General features: G+C 65.0%; 18 protein-coding genes. 9 read left to right on the forward strand and 9 right to left on the reverse strand.

Translation table 11 applies throughout. The annotated features are described in order from the left end of the window. Nucleotides 1–3: 3 nt before the first annotated feature. From ybaL to nadC, 5 genes are all read left to right on the forward strand, one after another. Nucleotides 4–1,713, forward strand: a complete 1,710-nt coding sequence (gene ybaL, locus KY495_RS19895; protein ID WP_219881056.1) for a YbaL family putative K(+) efflux transporter — start codon at nucleotides 4–6, stop codon at nucleotides 1,711–1,713. Further along, nucleotides 1,713–2,222: a DUF1697 domain-containing protein gene (locus KY495_RS19900; protein ID WP_219881057.1), complete on the forward strand. Its 510-nt coding sequence runs from the start codon at nucleotides 1,713–1,715 to the stop codon at nucleotides 2,220–2,222. Before ybaL ends, KY495_RS19900 begins: the two co-directional genes overlap by 1 nt. Nucleotides 2,223–2,347: 125 nt before the next feature. Beyond that, a complete protein-coding gene (locus KY495_RS19905) occupies nucleotides 2,348–3,946 on the forward strand; it encodes an ABC-F family ATPase (protein ID WP_219881058.1) in 1,599 nt (532 codons plus the stop codon). A 45-nt stretch (nucleotides 3,947–3,991) separates the two neighbouring features. Beyond that, nucleotides 3,992–5,128, forward strand: a complete 1,137-nt coding sequence (gene nadA, locus KY495_RS19910) for a quinolinate synthase NadA (protein ID WP_219881059.1) — start codon at nucleotides 3,992–3,994, stop codon at nucleotides 5,126–5,128. Further along, nucleotides 5,125–5,991 carry a carboxylating nicotinate-nucleotide diphosphorylase gene (gene nadC / locus KY495_RS19915; RefSeq protein WP_219881060.1) on the forward strand — a complete coding sequence of 289 codons (867 nt, stop codon included), beginning with the start codon at nucleotides 5,125–5,127 and terminating at the stop codon, nucleotides 5,989–5,991. Before nadA ends, nadC begins: the two co-directional genes overlap by 4 nt. On the opposite strand, the gene KY495_RS19920 is transcribed toward nadC, so the two are convergent. The 4 genes from KY495_RS19920 to nadB all read right to left on the reverse strand — a co-directional run bounded on the left by KY495_RS19920 (nucleotide 5,981) and on the right by nadB (nucleotide 9,943). Further along, nucleotides 5,981–6,520, reverse strand: a complete 540-nt coding sequence (locus KY495_RS19920) for a lipocalin family protein (RefSeq protein WP_307728209.1) — start codon at nucleotides 6,518–6,520, stop codon at nucleotides 5,981–5,983. The two genes, nadC and KY495_RS19920, sit on opposite strands and share 11 nt — an antisense overlap. A 65-nt stretch (nucleotides 6,521–6,585) precedes the next feature. Then, nucleotides 6,586–7,398 carry an NAD-dependent protein deacetylase gene (locus KY495_RS19925; protein ID WP_219881061.1) on the reverse strand — a complete coding sequence of 271 codons (813 nt, stop codon included), beginning with the start codon at nucleotides 7,396–7,398 and terminating at the stop codon, nucleotides 6,586–6,588. 13 nt (nucleotides 7,399–7,411) lie between these two features. Next, nucleotides 7,412–8,311, reverse strand: a complete 900-nt coding sequence (locus tag KY495_RS19930) for a DMT family transporter (RefSeq protein WP_219881062.1) — start codon at nucleotides 8,309–8,311, stop codon at nucleotides 7,412–7,414. A gap of 6 nt (nucleotides 8,312–8,317) precedes the next feature. Further along, a complete protein-coding gene (nadB, locus tag KY495_RS19935) occupies nucleotides 8,318–9,943 on the reverse strand; it encodes an L-aspartate oxidase (protein ID WP_219881063.1) in 1,626 nt (541 codons plus the stop codon). A gap of 160 nt (nucleotides 9,944–10,103) precedes the next feature. Between nadB and KY495_RS19940 the strand changes: the two genes are divergently transcribed. Continuing rightward, the gene (locus KY495_RS19940) at nucleotides 10,104–11,495 is read left to right on the forward strand and encodes a TIGR03013 family XrtA/PEP-CTERM system glycosyltransferase (protein WP_219881064.1); all 1,392 of its coding nucleotides are present in this window, start codon (nucleotides 10,104–10,106) and stop codon (nucleotides 11,493–11,495) included. A gap of 10 nt (nucleotides 11,496–11,505) precedes the next feature. On the opposite strand, the gene KY495_RS19945 is transcribed toward KY495_RS19940, so the two are convergent. Beyond that, the gene (locus KY495_RS19945) at nucleotides 11,506–12,249 is read right to left on the reverse strand and encodes a hydrolase 1, exosortase A system-associated (protein ID WP_219881065.1); all 744 of its coding nucleotides are present in this window, start codon (nucleotides 12,247–12,249) and stop codon (nucleotides 11,506–11,508) included. Further along, nucleotides 12,246–13,061, reverse strand: a complete 816-nt coding sequence (locus KY495_RS19950; RefSeq protein WP_219881066.1) for a hydrolase 2, exosortase A system-associated — start codon at nucleotides 13,059–13,061, stop codon at nucleotides 12,246–12,248. The genes KY495_RS19945 and KY495_RS19950 overlap by 4 nt, the downstream gene beginning before the upstream one ends. Before the next feature lie 247 nt (nucleotides 13,062–13,308). Between KY495_RS19950 and KY495_RS19955 the strand changes: the two genes are divergently transcribed. Next, nucleotides 13,309–13,794 carry a methyltransferase domain-containing protein gene (locus tag KY495_RS19955; RefSeq protein WP_219881067.1) on the forward strand — a complete coding sequence of 162 codons (486 nt, stop codon included), beginning with the start codon at nucleotides 13,309–13,311 and terminating at the stop codon, nucleotides 13,792–13,794. Here KY495_RS19955 and KY495_RS19960 read toward each other — a convergent pair. Further along, nucleotides 13,724–14,617 carry a polysaccharide deacetylase family protein gene (locus tag KY495_RS19960; protein WP_219881068.1) on the reverse strand — a complete coding sequence of 298 codons (894 nt, stop codon included), beginning with the start codon at nucleotides 14,615–14,617 and terminating at the stop codon, nucleotides 13,724–13,726. The genes KY495_RS19955 and KY495_RS19960 overlap by 71 nt on opposite strands. 178 nt (nucleotides 14,618–14,795) lie before the next feature. On the opposite strand from KY495_RS19960, the gene KY495_RS19965 reads away from it, so the two are divergent. Continuing rightward, complete coding sequence (locus KY495_RS19965) at nucleotides 14,796–15,863, forward strand: glycosyltransferase family 4 protein (RefSeq protein WP_219881069.1); 1,068 nt, start codon at nucleotides 14,796–14,798, stop codon at nucleotides 15,861–15,863. Nucleotides 15,864–15,865: 2 nt separating this feature from the next. Here KY495_RS19965 and KY495_RS19970 read toward each other — a convergent pair whose 3' ends face one another. Continuing rightward, the gene (locus tag KY495_RS19970) at nucleotides 15,866–17,056 is read right to left on the reverse strand and encodes a TIGR03088 family PEP-CTERM/XrtA system glycosyltransferase (protein WP_219881070.1); all 1,191 of its coding nucleotides are present in this window, start codon (nucleotides 17,054–17,056) and stop codon (nucleotides 15,866–15,868) included. A 58-nt stretch (nucleotides 17,057–17,114) separates the two neighbouring features. Then, entirely contained in the window at nucleotides 17,115–17,384 is a 270-nt protein-coding gene (locus tag KY495_RS19975) for a hypothetical protein (protein ID WP_219881071.1), read from the reverse strand. Nucleotides 17,385–17,634: 250 nt separating this feature from the next. On the opposite strand from KY495_RS19975, the gene KY495_RS19980 reads away from it, so the two are divergent. Further along, nucleotides 17,635–18,426 (forward strand): long-chain N-acyl amino acid synthase, encoded by a 792-nt coding sequence (locus tag KY495_RS19980; RefSeq protein ID WP_229518384.1) that lies wholly within the window; start codon nucleotides 17,635–17,637, stop codon nucleotides 18,424–18,426.

Below are 18,426 nucleotides of genomic sequence, written 5' to 3' on the forward strand. Positions count from 1 at the left end.
CCGATGCACGACAATATTCCCCTGATCACCACCCTCGCAGCCGGCTTCGGCATTGCCCTGATCCTTGGCTTTATTGCCGAACGCGTCAAGCTGCCGGCACTTGTCGGCTATCTTGTCGCCGGCATCATCATCGGTCCCGCGACACCGGGTTACGTGGCCGATGCGCACATTGCCGCCCAGCTTTCCGAAATCGGCGTCATGCTCCTGATGTTCGGGGTAGGCCTGCATTTTTCCTTTGCCGACCTGCTGTCCGTGCGCCGCATTGCCATTCCGGGCGCCGTGATTCAGATGAGCCTGGCTACGCTGCTGGGCATGCTGATGGCACATTTCTGGGGCTGGAGCTGGGGGCAGGGGCTGGTGTTCGGGCTGTCGCTGTCGTGCGCGAGCACGGTGGTGCTGCTCAAGGCGCTGGAAGCGCGCGGCATTACCGACAGCATGAACGGGCGCATCGCCATCGGCTGGCTGGTGGTGGAAGACCTGGCGACGGTGCTGGTACTGGTGCTGCTGCCGCCGCTGGCAGGTCTGCTGGGCGGCACCGCGACCGTGGCCACGGGACCCTTGTGGCTCACCATCGGCAAGACCTTGCTCGGTGTATCGGCTTTCATTGCCCTGATGCTCATTGTGGGCAAGCGCGCCTTGCCATGGCTGCTGTGGCAGGTGGCGCGCACCGGCTCGCGTGAATTGTTCACCCTGGCCGTGGTCGCCATTGCCATTGGCATTGCCTACGGCGCCTCGGCATTGTTCAACGTCTCGTTTGCACTCGGCGCCTTCTTTGCCGGCATGGTCATGCGCGAATCGGAGTTCAGCCACCGCGCCGCCCAGGAATCGTTGCCGCTGCGCGATGCATTCTCGGTCTTGTTCTTCGTCTCGGTGGGCATGCTGTTCGCGCCCGATATCCTCGTCGAGCAGCCGCTGCAGGTGCTCGCTGTCGTGGCCATCATTATCCTGGGCAAGGCCTTCGCTGCAATGGCCCTGGTGCTGGTGCTGCGCTATCCCCTCGGCACCGCCCTGACCGTGGCCATGAGCCTGGCGCAGATTGGCGAATTCTCGTTCATCCTCGCCGGCCTCGGCATGTCGCTGGGCCTGCTGCCCCAGGCCGGGATGAGCCTGGTGCTGGCCGGCGCCCTGATCTCGATTGCGCTCAACCCCTTCCTGTTTACCGCCATTGCCCCGCTCAAGCGCTGGGCGCTGGCCTCGTCCGATTTTGCCCGCAGGCTTGACCGGCGTGAAGACCCGTTCGCCGAGCTGCCCATGAGCACGGAGCGCAAGTACTTGGAAGGCCAGGTTGTGCTGGTGGGCTATGGCCGGGTGGGGCGCCGCATTGCGGCCGAGCTTGATAAGCGCAACGTGCCCTACGTCGTTGTCGAGCAGAACCGCGAGCTGGTGGAAGACATGCGTGGCCAGGGCTTGCCGGCCGTGTCGGGCAATGCGGCCGACGCCGACGTCCTGATCCAGGCCCACATTGCCAATGCGGCCATGCTGGTCGTGGCCTTGCCCAATCCGCTCAATGTGCGCCAGATGGCCGACATTGCCAAAACGCTCAACCCGGGCATCGAGATTGTGGTGCGTACGCACAGCGAGACCGAGTCCGACATGCTGCGCGAAGAAGGCATCGGCAAGATCTTTTACGGCGAAGAAGAATTGGCGCGCGGCATGATGGAGCACGTGCTGGCCCGCTGCATGCCGGCTTCGGCCGAGAAACCGGGACACTGATGACGACCTATATTGCCTTGCTGCGCGCCGTAAACGTGGGCGGAACCGGCAAACTTCCCATGACGGAATTGAAGCGGATGTGCGAAAGCGCCGGGTTCAGTGCCGTGCAAACCTATATTGCCAGCGGCAATGTCGTGTTTGATTCGGACTTGCCGGCCCCGTCCATCAAGCAGCTGCTGGAAGCTGCCTTGGCCAGCTATGCGGGCAAGCCGGTGGCGGTGATGGTCCGTACCGGGCCGGAAATGCAGGCCGTGCTCGATGCCAATCCTTTCCCCGATGCGGCGTCCAACCGGGTGCTCGCGATTTTCCTCGACGACGCGCCGGCTGCCGACGCCCTGGACAGCTTGCCGGGGCGCAAAGACGAGCAAGTCGCTGTGGGCAAACGTGAAATCTATGTCCATTACGGCAGCGGCATGGGCACTTCCAGGCTGCGCATCCCGGCAGGCGAGGCTGGCACTGCCCGCAACATCAATACCGTGGCCAGGCTGGCCGCGATGGCGGCGCGCTAGCTTTTCGCGGCCCCCCGTTCTTATTTTGTCAATCGGTCAAGGTTCCAGCGCGGTGCCCTGGCTGCCCGGGCCGCAAAACTGGTAAAATGCCCGGTTAATCCAATTCGCTCGCAAAGGCAAGACCCGTGCTCTCCACTGCTAATATCACCATGCAATTCGGCGCCAAGCCGCTGTTTGAAAATATCTCCGTCAAGTTTGGCGACGGCAACCGCTATGGCCTGATCGGCGCCAACGGCTGCGGCAAGTCGACCTTCATGAAGATCCTGGGCGGCGACCTTGAGCCGTCGGCCGGCAACGTCATGCTCGACCCGAATGAACGCCTGGGCAAACTGCGCCAGGACCAGTTCGCGTTTGAAGACATGCGCGTGCTCGACGTGGTCATGATGGGCCACACCGAATTGTGGAAAGCCATGACGGAGCGCGATGCCATCTACGCCAACCCCGAGGCCACCGACGACGACTACATGCACGCGGCCGAACTGGAATCGAAAGTGGCCGAATACGACGGCTACTCGGCCGAAGCGCGCGCCGGCGAACTGCTCTTGGGCGCGGGCGTGTCGATCGACCAGCACCATGGCCTCATGAGCGCCGTGGCCCCGGGCTGGAAGCTGCGCGTGCTGCTGGCGCAGGCACTGTTCTCCAATCCCGACATCCTGCTGCTGGACGAGCCGACCAACAACCTGGACATCAACACCATTCGCTGGCTGGAAGATGTGCTCAACGAGCGCAACTCCACCATGATCATCATTTCCCACGACCGCCACTTCCTCAACCAGGTGTGCACCCACGTGGCCGACATGGATTACGGCACGCTCAAGATCTACCCGGGCAACTACGACGAGTACATGTTCGCCTCGACCCAGGCGCGCAACCAGCAGCTGTCGAACAATGCCAAGGCCAAGGAAAAGGTCGCGGAACTGCAGGACTTCGTGCGCCGCTTCGCCGCCAACAAGTCCAAGGCGCGCCAGGCCACCTCGCGTGCCAAGCAGATTGAAAAGATCAAGGTCGACGACATCAAGCCGTCGTCGCGCGCCTACCCGTTCGTGCGCTTTGAAGCGGAAAAGAAGCTGCACCGCCTGGCAGTGGAAGTGGAAGGCATCTCCAAGAAATACGACAAGCAGCTGTTCAGGAATTTCAGCGCGATGGTGGAAGCGGGCGAGCGCATCGCCATCATCGGTGCCAACGGCGCCGGCAAGACCACGCTGCTGCGCTGCATCGGCGCCGACATCACGGGCCTGCAGCCCGACACGGGGCGCGTCAAGTGGGCCGAAAACGCGAACGTGGGCTACATGCCGCAGGACCCGACCGAGGAATTTGCCAGCGACACCGTTCTCACCGACTGGATGGGCCAGTGGACCCAGGAAGGCGACGACGACCAGGCCGTGCGCTCCATCCTGGGGCGCCTGCTGTTTGGCGGCGACGAAGTGCGCAAGTCGGTCAAGGTGCTCTCCGGTGGCGAGAAGGGCCGCATGATGTACGGTAAGCTCATGCTGGGGCGCCACAACGTGATGCTGCTTGACGAGCCGACCAACCACATGGACATGGAATCGATCGAGTCGCTCAACATCGCGCTGGAAAAATACACCGGCACGCTCATCTTCGTGTCGCACGACCGCGAATTTGTGTCGTCGCTGGCCAACCGCATCCTCGAGATCAAGGAAGACGGCATCGTCGACTTCCGCGGCAACTACGAAGACTACCTGAAAAGTCAGGGTATCGACTGAGGCAACCATCCTGCACGTTTTGCGCTCCTGTGAGATAGTATCGGCATGAATATTTTACCTATCAAGACGGTCGAGTTCGAGATGCCCACTAAGGCCGGTGCCAGCTGCACCGCCGAAGCGTGGGCCCGCACCCCGGCCGCTCCCTCGCCAGAGGAAAAAGTTGAACTGATCGCCCGCATCAAGCGCCTGCTCAAGGAGCGCGAAGCGGTGCTGGTGGCGCACTACTATGTCGACGGCGAGCTGCAGGACCTGGCCGAAGAAACGGGTGGCTGCGTTTCCGATTCGCTTGAAATGGCGCGCTTCGGACGCGACCATCCGGCCAAGACCCTGGTCGTTGCGGGCGTCAAGTTCATGGGCGAGACGGCCAAGATCCTCAGCCCCGAAAAAACCATCCTCATGCCCGACCTTGACGCGACCTGTTCGCTCGACCTGGGCTGCCCGATCGATGATTTTTCGGCCTTTTGCGACGCCCATCCCGACCGCACCGTGGTCGTCTATGCCAACACCAGTGCCGCGGTCAAGGCGCGCGCCGACTGGATGGTGACGTCCTCCATCGGCCTCGATATCGTGGCCCACCTGCACGCCCAGGGCAAAAAGATCCTGTGGGCGCCGGACAAGCACCTGGGGTCCTACATCCAGAAAAAGACCGGTGCCGACATGCTGCTGTGGCAGGGTTCGTGCATCGTGCACGACGAGTTCAAGGGCATCGAACTTGACCTGCTCAAGGAAGAACACCCGGAGGCAAAAGTGCTGGTGCACCCGGAGTCGCCCGCCAATGTGGTGGCGCTGGCCGACGTGGTCGGCTCCACCACGCAGCTGATCAACGCGGCCCAGACCATGGACGCGACCACCTTCATCGTGGCCACCGACAACGGCATCTTGCACAAGATGCGCGCCGCCGCGCCGGGCAAGCACTTCATCGAAGCGCCCACCGCCGGCAACAGCGCCACCTGCAAGAGCTGCGCCCACTGTCCCTGGATGGCCATGAACGGCCTGCGCAACCTGGCCGACGTGCTCGAAAACGGCAAGAACGAAATCCATGTCGATCCAGCCATTGGCCGGGAGGCGGTACGCGCCATCGACCGCATGCTCGATTTCGCCGCCGCCAAGAAGGCCAAAGCACTGCCGGGCGCCGACCTGGCCCAAGAAGGACAACTGTTTTCTGGAGTCGGACCTGCATGAGCAACCTGCGCAACCCTTACGCCCAGTTCGACGAAGCATTGCAGTCGGCCTTTGAATCAAATTTGCTGGCCGCGCTGCTTGAAGACGTGGGCAGCGGCGACCTGACGGGAAAACTCGTCCCGGACGACAAGCGCGTGCGCGCGCGCGTGATCGTGCGCGAAGACGCGGTGCTGTGCGGCGCGCCCTGGTTTGAAGGCGTGATGCACGCCCTCGACCAGAGCATCGACATCGACTGGCAATATGCCGAAGGCGACATGATGAAGGCCGGCAGCGTGGTGTGCACCATGGAGGGCCCGCCACGCGCGCTGCTCACCGGTGAGCGCAGTGGCCTGAACTTCATGCAGATGATGTCCGGCGTGGCCACGGCCACCCGCAAGTACGTGGACATCGTGGCCGGCACCAGGGCCGCCATCCTGGACACGCGCAAGACCCTGCCGGGCCTGCGCCAGGCCCAGAAATATGCGGTGCGTGTGGGCGGCGGCAAGAATCAGCGCATGGCGCTGTTCGACGGTATCCTGATCAAGGAAAATCACATCGCCGCAGCCGGTGGCGTGACCAATGCCTTGAGGGCGGCGGACGAACTCAATGCCGGCGTGCCGGTGCAGATCGAGGTCGAAACCCTGGCCCAGCTGACCGAAGCGCTCGACGCCGGCGTCAAGTCGGTGCTGCTCGATAACTTCGAGCCACCCATGATGGTGCAGGCGGTGGCAATCAACGCCGGCCGCGCACTGCTCGAAGCATCGGGCGGCGTGAACATGGACAGCGTGCGCGCGATTGCGGAAACCGGCGTGGACCGCATCTCCATCGGCAGCCTGACCAAGGATGTCAAGGCCACCGATTTTTCGATGCGGATTATCGACTAGCCTGCTGGTTCCTGGTCTGGTCCACCCAGATCAGCTTTGACGTGTCATACCCGAGCGCCTGGGCCTTGTCGACCAGGCGCTTTTTTGTTGCCTCGTCCATGGTGGGAGTGCGCGACAGGATCCACAGGTAGTCCTTGTCGTTGCCGGTGACGAGCGACCAGCTGTAGTTTTCCCGGTCCAGGTCCATCACCACGTATGACCCATAAAACGGGCCGAAGAACGATACCTTCAGGTAGCCGATGTCGGGTGACTCGACAAAATATGCCTTGCCTTCGGACTGGGTCCACTCCGATTTTTCATCCTTGTAGCCGCGGTTGATCACCTTGATGCCGCCATCGTCGCGCGCTCTGTAATCGGCCGTGACATTGGACAGGCCGCGCTCGAAGCGGTGGTCAAAGCGCGCAATCTCGTACCACTTGCCCTGGTACCTCGTGGCGTTGAAATTGTCCACCGGGGTGATGCCTTCCGGCTTGGAGACGCAGCCGGCCAGCAGGGCAGATGCCATGACAAGCGCAAATGTCATCTTCATGATCGTTCCTTTTGCTTGTTGTTGTTCTCCCAATTGTAGGGCAAGGAACAAGATCGGACCGCGCGTTAGATCAGCCCAGGCAGCACCACTTCGGCCGAGGCAGGGATTTTCAGCGCCAGCATGTCGTCGGCCCGCGTTTTGCCCAGATTGAGCGCTGCAATCGGCTTGCCGCTGGCCGCCGCCATGCGGCAGAAGCGAAATCCGGAGTAGACCGTCAGCGAGGTGCCGACGACAAGCAGGGCGTCGGCTGCTTCCATCCTGGCCAGCGCTTCGGCACTTACCTGTGGCGGCACGCCATCGCCGAAAAACACGACATCGGGCTTGAGCATGCCGCCGCAATGGACACACCAGGGCGCCTCGAACGTGGCCAGGGATGCCGGTTCCAGCTGGGCGTCGCCATCGGGCAGGGGCTGGGCGGCGAGCTGCGCCAGGGCGGGATTGGCCTGCACCAGAAGCGCCTGGATCGCCGCGCGCGAAAAGCCGGCGTGGCAGTCAAGGCAGATGACGCGGTGTATGTTGCCGTGCAATTCCAGCACCGGGTCGCTGCCGGCGCGCTGGTGCAGGCCATCGACGTTTTGCGTGAGGAGCGATCCGATCCGGCCCTGGGACTGCAGGGTTGCCAGGGCGTGGTGGCCGGCATTGGGCGCAGCGCCGCAAAGCGTGGGGTAGCCGACCATGCTGCGCGCCCAGTAGCGGCGGCGCACCAGTTCCTGCTTGCGAAATTCCGGCCCCTGGGTCGGTAGCGCGCCGCGCCGCTTGCCGTCCGCGTCGCGATAGTCCGGGATGCCCGATGCAGTGCTCATCCCGGCGCCGGTCAGTACCAGCACGCGCGGGTGGCGCTCCAAAAAGCGCGCCAGCATTGTCAGATCGTCGGCCATGCCCGATTTTATGCTATCGGCGCGCGGACAGCACGATGCCGCCCACGATCAGGACAAAGGCCAGCGCGTGGTACGGCTGCGGCACTTCCCCCAGGAAGGCAGCCGACATGACGGCGGCGAACAGTGGCGTCAGGTTGGTAAAAAATGCGCCCACCGAGGGACCGGCGCGCGCGATGCCGGCCCCCCAGCAGCGAAACGCAATTACGGCCGGGCCTATGGCCACATACAGCAGCGCTGCCAGCACCGGCCAGCTCCAGGCGATGGGAGCACGCCCGATCGCCCACTCGCCGGCGGTAAAGGCGGCTGACCACAGCACCCCGTAGATCACCTGGGCCAGCAGAAAGGCGGCCCAGTCGGCGCGCACGGCGCTGGACTCCTGGCGGCGCGTGAGCAGCCAGCTGTAGAAGGACCAGGCGATGGTGGCCAGGATCATGTACACGTCGCCGGGCACCAGGCGCATGGCCGCCAGCTGTTCCCACTGGCCGCGGCACAGCACCAGCAGCACGCCGCCGATGGACAGCACGGCGCCGGCGATCTGCCTGCGCGACGCCGGCACGCCAAAGAACATGGCGCCGACCAGCAGCATCCACACCGGCATGCCGGCCGCCACCAGCGTGACGTTGATGGGCGTGGAGCTTTGCAGCGCCAGGTACTGGAAGGAGTTGTAGAGTGCCACGCCGAGCAATCCGAGCACGGCGTAGCGGCGCCAGTGCAGCAGCAGGCCGGAACCGGGACGCAGCAGCCGGCGCCCCAGCGGCAGCAGGATGGCCAGCGCGATCGACCAGCGCAGCAGGTTCAGGGCCATGGGCGGCACGGCATCGCGCACCAGCCGTCCGACAATGGCATTGCCCGCCCATAGCAGGGGCGGGACGGTCAGCAGGGCGGCGGTGGCGGGAGTGAGGCGCTTGCTCATCGCCCGTCAGCGGCGTGGAGGCGTCAGTACGCTGGGCAGGGCCTTGGGCAGGGTGTTGGGATAGTCGCGGCTAAAGTGCAGGCCGCGGCTCTCGTGGCGCGACAGGGCGCTGTTGACGATCAGCGAGGCCACATCGACCAGATTGCGCAGCTCCAGCAGGTCGTGGGTGATGCGGAAGTTGCGGTAATACTCGTCGATTTCTTCCTTGAGCAGGGCGATCCGGTGCTGGGCCCGTTCCAGGCGCTTGGTGGTGCGCACGATGCCGACGTAATTCCACATGAAGCGGCGCAGTTCGTCCCAGTTGTGGGCGATCACGACTTCTTCGTCGGCGTTGGTGACGCGGCTTTCGTCCCAGTCCGGCAGGTCCGGCGTTTCCTGCTGCGCGCTGGCTGCAATCACGTGGGCGCAGGCGCGGCCCACCACCAGGCATTCGAGCAGCGAATTCGAGGCCAGGCGGTTGGCGCCATGCAGGCCGGTGCAGGCGGTTTCGCCCACCGCGTACAGGCCCGGAATGTCGGTGCGTCCGGCCAGGTCGGTGACGATGCCGCCGCAGGTGAAGTGCACGGCCGGCACCACGGGAATCGGTTCCCTGGTGATGTCGATGCCCAGCTCCAGGCAGCGCGCGTAAATGGTGGGGAAGTGCTCCTTGAGGAACTCCGGGCTCTTGTGGCTGATATCGAGGTTGACGTAATCGAGGCCGCGCTTTTTCATTTCAAAGTCGATGGCGCGCGCCACCACGTCGCGCGGGGCCAGCTCGCCGCGTTCGTCGTGCATGGGCATGAAGCGGGTGTCCGCGGCGGCCCCGGCCTCCCTGGGCAGCTTGAGCAGGCCGCCTTCGCCGCGGATCGCTTCCGTGATCAGGAACGACTTGGCATACGGGTGGTACAGGCAGGTCGGGTGGAACTGGATGAATTCCATGTTCGACACGCGGCAGCCGGCGCGCCAGGCCATGGCGATGCCGTCACCGGTGGCGGTATCGGGATTGGTGGTGTACAGATAGACCTTGCCGGCGCCGCCCGTGGCCAGCACGGTGTGTTCGGCTTCAAAGGTCAGCACCTGCCCGGTTTTTTCGTCCTGCACATACAGGCCGTGGCAGTGCGGCTGGCTGGGACTGATGGACGCTTTCTGCGCCACCTTGCCGGTCAGCTTGTCGGAAGTGATCACGTCAATGGCGCAGTGCTGTTCGAAGATGCTGATGTTCGGGTGGGCGCGCACCTTTTGCTCGAGCGTGACCTGGACCGCGTGGCCGGTGGCGTCGGCGGCGTGGATGATGCGGCGCTGGCTGTGGCCACCTTCGCGCGTGAGGTGAAATCCCAGCTCGGCGCTGGCGTCACGGGTAAACGGCACGCCCTGGTCAATCAGCCATTCGATGGCTTCGCGCCCGTGTTCGACGATGTAGCGGGTGGCCGCCTCGTCGCACAGCCCGCCGCCGGCAACCAGCGTGTCATCAATGTGCTGCTGGTGAGTGTCACCCGAATCGAGGACGGCGGCAATGCCGCCCTGAGCCCAGTTGCTGGCGCCATCGAGCAGGGCGCGCTTGGAAATGATGGCCACGGTACGGGTCTGCGCCAGGTGCAGCGCGACGGACAGGCCGGCAAGACCACTGCCGACGATTGCAACGTCAAATTTCATGATGGGACTGTGTCGTTTGTCAGAATCATCACTATAGACCATTTGCCACGCAGGCGTCTGGCATTGAGGAAACGCCAAATTTTCATTGTCCGTAGTCAATGTTTAGGCAGCACTAATGCAGCACACTGGGCAGGCCATTGCGAATACCCCAAGGAGTGCCGTGATACGGATTTTCAGTCACTACGTGTCGAAGATGGCGTTCGTCTTGCTGCTGCTGGAGCTGATCATGCTGCTCTCTTGCGCCAGCGTGGCGTCGGCCATCTGGGTCTCCGACGAGAACGGTCATTTCCGCTCCGATAATCTGTACGTGTCCTCGCTGGCGTTCGCCCTCGTGATCATTTTCAGCATGAGCGCGCTGGGCATGTACCAGCATGGTGCGCGCGAGGGCATGCGCACCACGCTGTTTCGCATCATGCCCTCGTTTGCGCTCGGCTTTGCCCTGCTGTCGGCTCTGATCGCGGTGCGGCCCGAAATGTATTTCGGGCGCGGCGTCTCAAGCGCCATTTTTGCCCTGGGCGCCACCGGCGTGGTGCTCACGCGCCTGCTGGTGTTCAAGTCGGCCGAGTCGGCCCTGCTCGAAGCACGCCTGATCTTTATCGGCGGCGGCAGCATGGCGCGCGAATGCATGGATCTGGCATCGAGCAAGCTGGGGCTGCACCAGTTCAAGGTGATCGGCTGCGTGCCGGTCGCGGGCGAGGACAACCGGGTGCCTGAATCGTGCCTGCTGCCGATGGGCGAGTCGCTGCTGCAGATGGCGCAGAAATACGAGGTGAGCGAAATCGTCGTCACGCTGCGCAACCGGCGCGGCAGTGCCTTTCCCATCGAGCAGCTGCTCGAATGCGCGCTGGGCGGGGTGCGGGTGATCGACGCGGCCACCTTCTTTGAGCGCGAAGCATGCCAGATCCGCCTCGATTCGCTGCAGCCGAGCTACCTGATCTTCGGCGGCGGTTTTGACCAGAGCTTCATCCGCGCCAGCAGCAAGCGCCTGTTCGACCTGGTGGCCGGCGGCTGCATCAGCATCCTCACGCTGCCGGTGCTGCTGCTGGCGGCAGCGGCCATCGCGCTGGAAGATGGCGGCCCGGTGTTCTACCAGCAGGAGCGGGTGGGACGGCACGGCCGCATTTTCAAGGTGGTCAAGCTGCGCAGCATGCGACGCAATGCCGAGGAAGCGGGCCTGCCGACATGGGCCAGCGCCAATGACCCCCGCATCACGCGCGTCGGGCGCGTGCTGCGCAAGCTGCGGGTCGATGAACTGCCCCAGATGTTCAATGTGATCAAGGGTGACATGAGCTTTGTCGGGCCGCGTCCGGAGCGCGCCTACTTCGTGAACCAGCTGATCGCCCGCGTGCCTTACTACAATGTGCGGCACGGGATCAAGCCGGGCGTAACCGGCCTGGCCCAGGTGCGCTACCAGTATGGTGCCTCGATCGAGGACGCCATTGAGAAGCTGCAGTATGACCTGTACTACGTCAAGAATAATTCCCTGTTTCTCGACCTGCTGATCCTGATCGATACGGTGCAGGTGGTCTTGCTGGGCAAGGGCAGCCGCTGAGCGAGCCGGCCTACCAGGCTGTGATCCAGTTGGCCGACAGTTCTGCCACTTCGTCGCGCCATTCGCGGCTGGCAAAGGTATGGTTGGCGCCGGCGATGGTGACGCTGCGGCAGGGCGTATCGCTGCGCTCCACGAGCTCGACAAATTCGCGGCCCACCGTGTCGGCGCCGCCCACGATCACCAGCGCCGCGCCGCCAAAGCACGACAGGCTGGCGATGATGCGCTGCGCGAGCGGCATGTCAGGGTCGACCGCGACTGCGTGGCGGCTGCCGACTTTTTTCCAGAAGCCGATTTCGCCAAGGCGCGACAGGCGCCCGGGCAGCTGCGGCCCCGGCGCGCCCCCGGCCCAGGGATTGAGCAGCACCATGCCGCGCACGCGCTCGTCGAGGTGGCCATACAGGGCGGCGGCCGTGGCGCCGTCACCGAGACCCCAGATGACGACTTCGCGCAGCTCCGGCACCTGCATGAAGAATTCGCGGATGGCGGCGGCGATATCGTCGTGGATGTCGCCGAACGGGCGCGGGTCGCCCTCGCTGTCGCCCACGCCGCGGCAGTCAAAGCGCATCACGGCAATGCCGCGCGGCGACAGCAGGCGCGCCAGCAGGGTGTAGTGGCGATGGCTGCCCACGCGGTACTGGGAACCGCTGGTGAGCACCAGGACCCCGCGCCCGATGGGGCGCTCGGGGACATCGATGATGCCGACCAGGGAACTGCCGTGGCAGGCGAACTGCAAGGCGCGCTGGACGATGTTCATGGCTCCTCCGGCGCAAGGATGGCGCAGGTGGCGTCCAGCAGGGCCGGGCATTCGGCCACCCCGCCGAGCCAGAATGGCAGGCCTTGAATGGGATGGAAATAGAGACGCACCCCGCGCGCCGCCCAGCGCTGCTGCAGCCGGGCGGCACTGGCGGCAAGGCGCCGTGGCGCCGGCTCGCCGCTGGCCAGCCAGTGGACCGGGCACGCGGGCAGGGGCAGGGTGGCGGCGTCGCAGGCGTCAATCGCCTGGGCCAGCGGCAGCGCCAGTTCATAGCCGGCCACTTCGATGGCGCCGCGCGCGAGCAGCTGGGAACGCAGCGCGCCCGCGCGGCGCGAACTGTCACGCTGGCGCAGGAACTGGTTCAGGCAGGTGTGCCCGTTGAGGAAGGGTTGCCACATGATGATGCCGTCGGCGTGGCTGGCGGCGGCAAAGTCGAGCGCCAGCAGGGCGCCCAGGCGCAGGCCCCACAGGTACAGCGGGCCGGCGCTGCGTTCGGCCAGCCAGTCGCGGGCGATGGCCAGGTCGCGCTTCCAGAGGTCCCAGCGGGCCGTGTTGAAGTCGCCGCAGCTGTCGCCGCAGCCGAACAGGTCGATCTGCAAGACCGCAAAGCCCATGGCGGCGAAGCGGCGCGACTGCAGCGCGGCCATGCGGCGCGAATGATTGAGTTCTTCGGCAAACGGGTGGACATACAGGATGGCGCCGCGGGCGGGAACATGGGGCGAAGGCGCGTGATACAAACTGAATCGGGTGCCGGGTTCGGCGTCAAAGAAAAACGGCAGGACGCGCGGGGTGGAGTGCATTGGTGCATTCATGCTGTGCTTTCTCCTGCACGGAAACGGCGTGGCGCCGCGTCCGTAAAATGACGGCGCGCCAATGGCGGGCGCCGGTTCCTGCAACTTCGGGACTTCGCTCACTTCATGGCAATTAGACACCCCACGCCAGCGGCGGGGATTGAGCGCGCACAAGTGCGCCCGAGCCTGCCAGTTAGCGGCAGTCAAGAACGGCCGCCGCCTTTCTGGCCATCATGCATTCTCGCCCACCACTGCAAGGAAACCCGGCATGGACATCTCGCTACTGCGTTTGTTTTTCCAGTCACGCCAGGCCTGGCCCCTGCAAATCGGGGTGGCGGGGTGTGGCGACGGCAGCGCGGCACTGGCGCTGGCCCGCGCCGGCCACCAGGTGTATGCGGCTGATGCCGATCCGGCGGCCGTGGCGCTGGCGCGCCAGCTGGGCGGCGCCGACATGCTGGTGGATGTGGCCGGGCCGCACGCCCTGCCATGGCCGTCGCACAGCCTCGACCTGTGCGTGGCGCCGCATGGCTGGGATGGCGCCTTCGGTGAACTGATGCGCGTGATCCGCCCCGGTGGTGCGCTGTTTCTGGACCAGGCCGGCGCTGACATGCGCACCCGCCTGGTGCTGGCCGGTGTCGCCTGGCTCGACCAGATCAGTTGTCCGGACGGCGGGCTGTTTGCCTTCAAGCCGGTGCAAGCAGATTGCTGCCCAGCCGCAGCAGAAAGGCGCCCTTGCTGCGATCCTGCGGCATGAGCCGGGGCAGTTCGAACGGGTCGCTGGCGGCGCGCGCGGCACCGGTGGCGGTCGTGACGGCCGCTTCAAAGCCGGCCGAGCGCAGCATGTTGCCGTGGCGCTTTTCAAAGTCGGCGCCCGGTTTGCCCTCGGGGTAGGAAAACATGCGCACGGGCGCCTGCACCAGGGCTTCCAGGCGCGCGCGGCTGTTGCCGATTTCGGCCCGCGCTTCGGCATTTGACAGCGTCGACAGGGCTTGCTGGGTGACGGTATGGGCGCCGATATCCATTCCGGCCCGGTGCAGGGCAATGACCTGGTCGGAACTGAGCATGGTGGGGGTGACGCAGCGCGTCATGGCATGCACGCGCGCCAGCCGTTCGACCGGGGGCAAGGTCGCCAGTGCCGCCAGGATCAGGTCGATGACGGCGCGGCGGCGGGCGCTGCAGCCGATGTCATAGATCCCCAGGCCGCTGCACGACAGGTCCAGGCGCACGCCGGGCGCCTTGCGCACCAGTTCGACGACGGCGTCACTCCAGCGGTAGCCGCCATCGAGGAAGCCGCTGGCCACGAAAAACGTGGCCGGCAAGCCGAAGCGCTGCAGCAGCGGCAAGGCCACGCTGGCGTGATCGGCGTAGCCGCCATCGAAGGTGATGCATACCGCGCGGCTGGGCAGGGAGCGTTCGTGCAGGCGCCGCACTGCCTGCGCCAGGGGCAGTACCCGGCACCAGCGCCGCAGCAGGCGCAGGTGCACGGCAAAACGGGCCGCGTCGACCAGGTCCGGAAACAAGGGGTCGGGCTGGGCCAGCACGCGGTGGTAGACCAGGATGGAGAGGGGTAATTGCATCAGTCACCTGCTCAGTTTGGTGCCGACGAGCAACTTGTTGCGCGCCGTCAAAATTGCCCGGCGGACGGCCGGTACACTCGGAACTTATGTTGAGGCAATACTAGAACACGGTGACAGGAAGTAAGTTGACCGTTCTCATGATGCCCCGACATGCCTTCACAACCACGCGGAGACTTCCATGCGCATCGGCATTCTTTCCTACCCCATGCTGTTTCAGCGGGAAGCGGCAATCCAGCTGCAAATTCGTGAAACCACGCGCGCCTTGAATGCATTGCACGAGCACCGCGGCATTGCCCTGCAGGTGGAGATGGTCGACCCGCACCCCATGCACCTGGAAGACTATGACCTGATCCACGTCTTTTCCGCCAGCGGCGGCAACTATCGCATTGTCGAGGCGGCGGCCGAGCTGGGTGTGCCGGTCGTGCTGTCGCCCCTCATTTCGCCGGGCTGGGACCGTGCCTGCGGCGAACATGCGCGCCTGGCCGACCACCGGCTGGGGCGCCAGACGGCGTGGTCGGTCCAGAGCAGCTACGCCCAGACCCGGCGCGCCCTGCAGCTGGCCAGCACGGTGGTGGCGCTGGGCCAGAGCGAGAAACGGGCCATTGAGGAGGGTTTCCTGATCGACGGCGCCAAGGTAAGGGTGTTTCCGAATGGCGTGAGCCCCCATCTGTTCGATGCCAATGGCGAACTGTTCCGCCAGCGCACCGGCATCCAGGGGCCGTTCGTGCTGATGGCAGGGCATATCTCGCCCTATCAAAACCAGCTGGGCATGGCCAGGGTGCTGGCCGAGATGGCCTTGCCGTTTGTGCTGCTGGGAGAAACGCGCGAGCGCGACCAGGATTACCTGCGCCAGGTACGCGCCGTACGCGGCGTGACCTGCCTGGGTGGTCTCAAGCATGATGCAAAGATGCTGGCCAGTGCCTGCGCCGGTGCCTCGGTCCTGGTCTTGCCTTGCCAGGGCGATGCCTGCTCGCGCACGGTGTTCGATTCGCTGGCCGCCGGCACGCCCGTGATCATGAACACCGCCAGCCCTGTTGAGCTGCCCGAGAGCGGCTTCGCCCTGCGCCAGGTGGCATGGGACGACGCGGCCGCCCAGCAGCACGCGCTGCGCCAGCTGATTGACGCGCCGCCGGCACGCGAGCAGGTCCGCGCGCTGGTGCGGCCATACACCTGGGAGCGGGCAGCGGCGCAGCTGGCGTCCTGCTACGTGGACCTGGCGGCCAGCCGCAGCACCCTGCATGCCTGAATTCAGGCCGGCGGCGCGCGCAGCGACGCTTCGCAAGGCGAGGCGGCGCCGGCCAGCGCGTCGTAGACAGCAGTGTAGCTGCGCGCCATTTCCGGCAGGCTGTGGCGGGCAATGACCTGGCTGCGCGCGCGGGTGCCGTGGCGCGCGCCCATCTCCGGAATGCGGCAATAGTCGGCAATGGCGGCGGCCATCAGGTCCGGCGTGCGGGGCGGGACCAGGATGCCGGTAAAGCCCGGGTGCACCAGCACCGGATTGCCGCCCACGGCCGTGGCCACCACCGGCAGGCCGGTGGCCATGGCTTCGAGAATGGTATTGGAACTGCCTTCGGCCAGCGAAGGGAGCACGAACAGGTCCATGGCGCGCAGCAACTGGGCGATATCGCTGCGTTCGCCCGGCAGCCAGGCACGGTGGGCGGCGCCGGCGCGCTGCAGCATGTCGAGGCAATGGGCGCGCTGCGGACCGTCGCCCACGATCAGCAAGCGCATGCGCTGGTGGGCCGGGTGGGGCGAGGCGATCAGGCGCAGGAAGGCTTCGACCAGGGTTGGATAATCCTTCACTTCATCCATGCGGCCCACGCTGCCGATGACAAAGGCGTTGTCGTGCATGAAGCCGGCCGGCCCCACCGCCGCCGGCGGGCCCAGGCGCGGATGGAACTGCACGCTGTCCACGCCATTCGAAATATGCGACACGCGGCCCGGCTCGGCCCCCACGCTGTCGATCAGCCATTCTTCCAGATCGCTGCTGACGGCAATGAAGTGGCCGATCAGGGGGCGCAGCAGGCGGCGCAACAGGCGGTACTTGAGGCGCTTGCCGTGCAGGTCGCTCATGTCGCGCCCATGCTCGCCGTGCACGCGGCATTTGATGCCGGCCAGGGCCGCCACCAGCTGGCCTTCGATGCCATTGAGGTTGCGCGTGTGGATCAGGTCCGGCTGCAGTGCCCGCAGGGTGCGGAACATGCGCAGGTAGTGGCCGAAATCCTTGCCTTCACGCTTGTTCAGGCTGATGATTTCCACGCCGCGCGACTTGATGTGGGCGTGGTAGGTGGTGTAGTCCTTCAGGCACACGATGGCATGCCGGTACCGGTCAGCCGGCATGTGCCGGATCAGGTTGACAAGCCCATTTTCCATGCCGCCAACGTCGAGCTGCTGCACCAGGTGTACGACCAGGCGCGGCTGATCAAGTGAAACTGTCATGATGGTCACTCCGAGTGTAAACGGCGCCGCCCCGCGGCCGCGCCGGCAAAACCTGGTGTCAGCTTTTCTTGCCAGTGCCGGGCGCCGGCGCGAACGGCGGCAGCATGGCACTGGCGGCGGCGCGCTGGCGCGCGTGGTGCGCACCGCTCATGCCCGGCTGGGGCGGCGCATGGATACTGCCGGTGGTGGCGACGATGTGCGCGCGGCGCTGGCAGGGGCGGCGCAGGCAAGCGGCTGCGGCGACCAGCCGTGCCCGCGCTACTGCATGCCAGCGAGTGGGCCGGATACTGCGCGCGTGCATCGGCATCCGGCTGAACAAATACTCCATAGCGCGCTGGTCTCCGAGAGGTGGCAGGCGGCCTGCAAGGCCATTGATGAAATGATTATAGGACCCCGGAAACAATGAAATCCGGCTACTCACGGTCCCGTTGACGCCTGTCAAAAGCACCATGGCGGGGCCGGCGCCGTCCACGAACAATTTTCCCAAACCATTCTTTTTTGTTCCTGCGCAAGTTTCCGCCCGCTGCGGCTGGAACTTCGCTACTGATGGCCTTGTCTGACTTGCACGACAACCGATCATGCCGCTGCGGCATGACGCCAACCTGAAGGAAGACACCATGCTCAAGGAAGATCTGCCGATTGCTAGCTTTGCCTTGCCAGTTGGACTGCGTGATTTGTGTATCGGCGACCAGGGCATCGTGCCCGGTCCGGAACACGCGCTTGACGTCCAGGTATTCCACATCCGCCTGGCCAACTCGGCCGGCAGGCGCGAGGCGGCCAGCCTCCTGATCCGCAAGATGTATGGCTGGCGTGGCTATGCGGTGGACATCAACGACGTGCATGAGGCCAACAAGATCACCCTGTACGCGGAAACCAATGGCAAGGTGGTCGGCACCTTGAGCTTGTGCCTGGACAGCCCGGCCCACCTGCCGGCCGACGACAATTTCGGCGCGGAGCTCGATGCCTTGCGCGAGGGCGGAGCGCGCTTGTGCGAGCCGTCGCGCCTGGCCATCGACAAGGGCGTCACCAAGCGCGTGTTCGCCTCGCTCATTCACATCTCCTACATCTATGCCCACAACATCCATGGCTTCACTGATTACGTGATCGAAGTCAATCCGCGCCACGTCATGTTCTATAAGCGCATGCTCGGGTTCGACGATTTCGGTGCCGAACGCACCTGTACCCGCGTGGACGCACCCGCCGTCCTCTTGCGCCTGCCCCTGTCGGAGATGGGCAAACAGATCCGCAAGTGGGGCGGACTCATGGAGCAGCACGGCGAGGAGCGCTCCTTCTATCCGTATTTCTTTCCTGTCTGGGACGAGCCGGGCATCACGGCCCGCCTGAAGTCCGGCTATCTCGGCAAACACTAG

It is taken from the genome of Massilia sp. PAMC28688, assembly GCF_019443445.1.
Taxonomy (GTDB): domain Bacteria; phylum Pseudomonadota; class Gammaproteobacteria; order Burkholderiales; family Burkholderiaceae_D; genus Telluria_A.

What these genes read in the sequence shown, in the direction of transcription:
- KY495_RS19955 (WP_219881067.1), top strand. Translation starts at nt 13,309, where the DNA reads ATGGACATCTCGCTACTGCGTTTGTTTTTCCAGTCACGCCAGGCCTGG.
- KY495_RS19920 (WP_307728209.1), bottom strand. Translation starts at nt 6,520, where the DNA reads ATGAAGATGACATTTGCGCTTGTCATGGCATCTGCCCTGCTGGCCGGC.
- KY495_RS19980 (WP_229518384.1), top strand. Translation starts at nt 17,635, where the DNA reads ATGCCGCTGCGGCATGACGCCAACCTGAAGGAAGACACCATGCTCAAG.
- KY495_RS19975 (WP_219881071.1), bottom strand. Translation starts at nt 17,384, where the DNA reads ATGGAGTATTTGTTCAGCCGGATGCCGATGCACGCGCGCAGTATCCGG.
- ybaL (WP_219881056.1), top strand. Translation starts at nt 4, where the DNA reads ATGCACGACAATATTCCCCTGATCACCACCCTCGCAGCCGGCTTCGGC.
- KY495_RS19960 (WP_219881068.1), bottom strand. Translation starts at nt 14,617, where the DNA reads ATGCAATTACCCCTCTCCATCCTGGTCTACCACCGCGTGCTGGCCCAG.
- KY495_RS19950 (WP_219881066.1), bottom strand. Translation starts at nt 13,061, where the DNA reads ATGAATGCACCAATGCACTCCACCCCGCGCGTCCTGCCGTTTTTCTTT.
- KY495_RS19930 (WP_219881062.1), bottom strand. Translation starts at nt 8,311, where the DNA reads ATGAGCAAGCGCCTCACTCCCGCCACCGCCGCCCTGCTGACCGTCCCG.
- nadA (WP_219881059.1), top strand. Translation starts at nt 3,992, where the DNA reads ATGAATATTTTACCTATCAAGACGGTCGAGTTCGAGATGCCCACTAAG.
- nadB (WP_219881063.1), bottom strand. Translation starts at nt 9,943, where the DNA reads ATGAAATTTGACGTTGCAATCGTCGGCAGTGGTCTTGCCGGCCTGTCC.
- KY495_RS19970 (WP_219881070.1), bottom strand. Translation starts at nt 17,056, where the DNA reads ATGACAGTTTCACTTGATCAGCCGCGCCTGGTCGTACACCTGGTGCAG.
- KY495_RS19900 (WP_219881057.1), top strand. Translation starts at nt 1,713, where the DNA reads ATGACGACCTATATTGCCTTGCTGCGCGCCGTAAACGTGGGCGGAACC.
- KY495_RS19965 (WP_219881069.1), top strand. Translation starts at nt 14,796, where the DNA reads ATGCGCATCGGCATTCTTTCCTACCCCATGCTGTTTCAGCGGGAAGCG.
- nadC (WP_219881060.1), top strand. Translation starts at nt 5,125, where the DNA reads ATGAGCAACCTGCGCAACCCTTACGCCCAGTTCGACGAAGCATTGCAG.
- KY495_RS19945 (WP_219881065.1), bottom strand. Translation starts at nt 12,249, where the DNA reads ATGAACATCGTCCAGCGCGCCTTGCAGTTCGCCTGCCACGGCAGTTCC.
- KY495_RS19925 (WP_219881061.1), bottom strand. Translation starts at nt 7,398, where the DNA reads ATGGCCGACGATCTGACAATGCTGGCGCGCTTTTTGGAGCGCCACCCG.